Here is a 2,981-nt window from a genome sequence, read left to right on the forward strand (position 1 = left end):
GCCGTCGCCATCGGCACCGGCGCCGTCGCCGGCACCAACAACTCCGTCGCCCTCGGCGCCAATTCCGTCACCGCCGCCGCCAACCCGACCAGCAGCGCCACCATCGCCGGCACGACCTTCAGCGGCTTCGCCGGCGCCACGCCTGCCGGCGTCGTCAGTGTCGGTGCGCCCGGTTCGGAACGCCAGATCACCAACGTCGCCGCCGGCCAAGTCACCGCCACCAGCACCGACGCGATCAACGGCAGCCAGCTTTACTCCGTCGCCCAGCAAGTCGGCAGCACCAGCAGCGCGATTTCCTCGCTGTCCACGGGCCTGAGCACCACCAACAGCAACGTCACCTCGCTGTCGACCTCGACCTCGACCGGCCTGTCGTCGGCCAACAGCTCGATCACGTCGCNCGCCCAGCAAGTCGGCAGCACCAGCAGCGCGATTTCCTCGCTGTCCACGGGCCTGAGCACCACCAACAGCAACGTCACCTCGCTGTCGACCTCGACCTCGACCGGCCTGTCGTCGGCCAACAGCTCGATCACGTCGCTGTCCACTTCGACTTCGACCGGTCTGTCGTCCGCCAACAGCAGCATCGCGTCGCTGTCCACGTCGACCTCGACGGGCATCGGCTCGCTGTCCACCGGCCTCTCGACCACCAACAGCACCGTCACGTCGCTGTCGACCTCGACCTCGACCGGACTCTCGTCGGCCAACAGCTCCATCACGTCGCTGTCCACGTCGACCTCGACCGGCATCTCGACCGCCAACAGCAGCATCGCGTCCTTGTCCACGTCGACGTCGACCGGCATCAGCTCGCTGTCCACCGGCCTGAGCACCACCAACAGCACCGTCACCTCGCTGTCGACCTCGACCTCGACCGGACTCTCGTCGGCCAACAGCTCCATCACGTCCCTCTCGACCTCCACGTCGACGGGCTTGAGCTCCGCCAATAGCAGCATTGCGTCGCTGTCGACGTCGACTTCGACCGGCATCAGCTCGCTGTCCACCGGCCTCTCGACCACCAACAGCACCGTCACCTCGCTGTCGACCTCGACGTCGACCGGCCTCTCGTCGGCCAATAGCTCGATCACGTCGCTGTCCACGTCGGCCTCGACCGGCATCTCGACCGCCAATAGCGGCATCGCGTCCCTGTCGACCTCTACCTCGACGGGTATCGCCTCACTGTCGACATCCACGTCGACGGGCCTGTCGTCAGCCAACAGCTCGATCGCTTCGCTGTCCACGTCGACCTCGACCGGCATCGGTTCGCTGTCCACCGGCCTGAGCACCACCAACAGTACCGTGACGTCGCTGTCGACCTCCGCTTCGACCGGCAGCTCGACGGCTAACAGCTCGATCGCTTCGCTGTCCACGTCGACGTCCACCGGCATCGGCTCGATGTCCACTGGCCTGAGCACCACCAACAGTACCGTGACGTCGCTGTCGACCTCCGCTTCGACCGGCATCTCGACGGCTAACAGCTCGATCGCTTCGCTGTCCACGTCGACTTCCACCGGCATCGGTTCGTTGTCCACTGGCCTGAGCACCACCAACAGCACCGTCACTTCGCTGTCGACCTCGGCTTCGACCGGTATTTCGACCGCCAACAGCAGCATCGCTTCGCTGTCGACTTCGACCTCGACCGGCATCGGCTCGCTGTCCACTGGCCTGAGCACCACCAACAGCACCGTCACCTCGCTGTCGACTTCCGCTTCGACCGGCATCTCGACGGCCAACAGCTCGATCGCGTCGCTGTCAACGTCGACCTCGACCGGCATCGGATCGCTGTCCACGGGCCTGAGCACCACCAACAGCACCGTCACGTCGCTGTCGACTTCCGCTTCGACCGGCATCTCGACGGCCAACAGCTCGATCGCCTCGCTGTCCACGTCGACCTCGACCGGCATCGGCTCGTTGTCCACCGGCCTGAGCACCACCAACAGCACCGTCACCTCGCTGTCGACTTCCGCTTCGACCGGCATCTCGACGGCCAACAGCTCGATCGCGTCGCTGTCAACGTCGACCTCGACCGGCATCGGATCGCTGTCCACAGGCCTGAGCACCACCAACAGCACCGTCACCTCGCTGTCGACTTCCGCTTCGACCGGCATCTCGCCGGCCAACAGCTCGATCGCCTCGCTGTCCACGTCGACCTCGACCGGCATCGGCTCGTTGTCCACCGGCCTGAGCACCACCAACAGTACCGTGACGTCGCTGTCGACCTCCGCTTCGACCGGCATCTCGACGGCTAACAGCTCGATCGCTTCGCTGTCTACGTCGACCTCGACCGGTATCGGCTCGCTGTCCACTGGCCTGAGCACCACCAACAGCACCGTCACCTCGCTGTCGACCTCCGCTTCGACCGGCATCTCGACGGCCAACAGCAGCATCGCTTCGCTGTCCACGTCGACTTCGACCAGCATCGGCTCGTTGTCCACCGGCCTGAGCACCACCAACAGCACGGTTGCCTCGCTGTCCACGTCGACCTCGACCGGCATCAGCTCGCTGTCCACCGGCCTCTCGACCACCAACAGCACCGTCACGTCGCTGTCCACGTCGGCCTCGACCGGCCTCTCGACCGCCAACAGCAGCATCGCCTCGCTGTCCACGTCGACCTCGACGGGCCTGTCGACGACGAACAGCACCCTCACGTCGCTGTCCACGTCCACGTCGAGCAGCATCGGCTCGCTGTCCACCGGCATCAGCTCGACCAACAGCAATCTGGCCTCGCTGTCGACCTCCACGTCGACCAGCGTCGGCTCGCTGTCGACCAGCATCAGCTCGATCACCACCAACACCAACAACCTCGGCAACAGCACCGCCGCAGCACTGGGTGGCGGCTCGACCTACAATCCGACGACCGGCACCGTCTCCGCGCCGTCCTACGTCACCTATAACAACAACGGCACCACCACGACCAACAACAACGTCGGCTCCGCGATCGACAACATCAACGCGAACGGCATCAAGTACTTCCATGCCAATTCGACCGA

1 protein-coding gene is annotated in these 2,981 nt (G+C 65.3%); it reads left to right on the top strand.

The window, feature by feature from the left end:
- The coding region (locus RZR99_RS32480; protein ID WP_407655546.1) for a beta strand repeat-containing protein at positions 1–2,981 on the top strand (2,981 nt) is incomplete at both ends.

Origin of the sequence: Burkholderia alba, assembly GCF_034721475.1 — a bacterium.
Lineage (GTDB): Bacteria > Pseudomonadota > Gammaproteobacteria > Burkholderiales > Burkholderiaceae > Burkholderia > Burkholderia alba.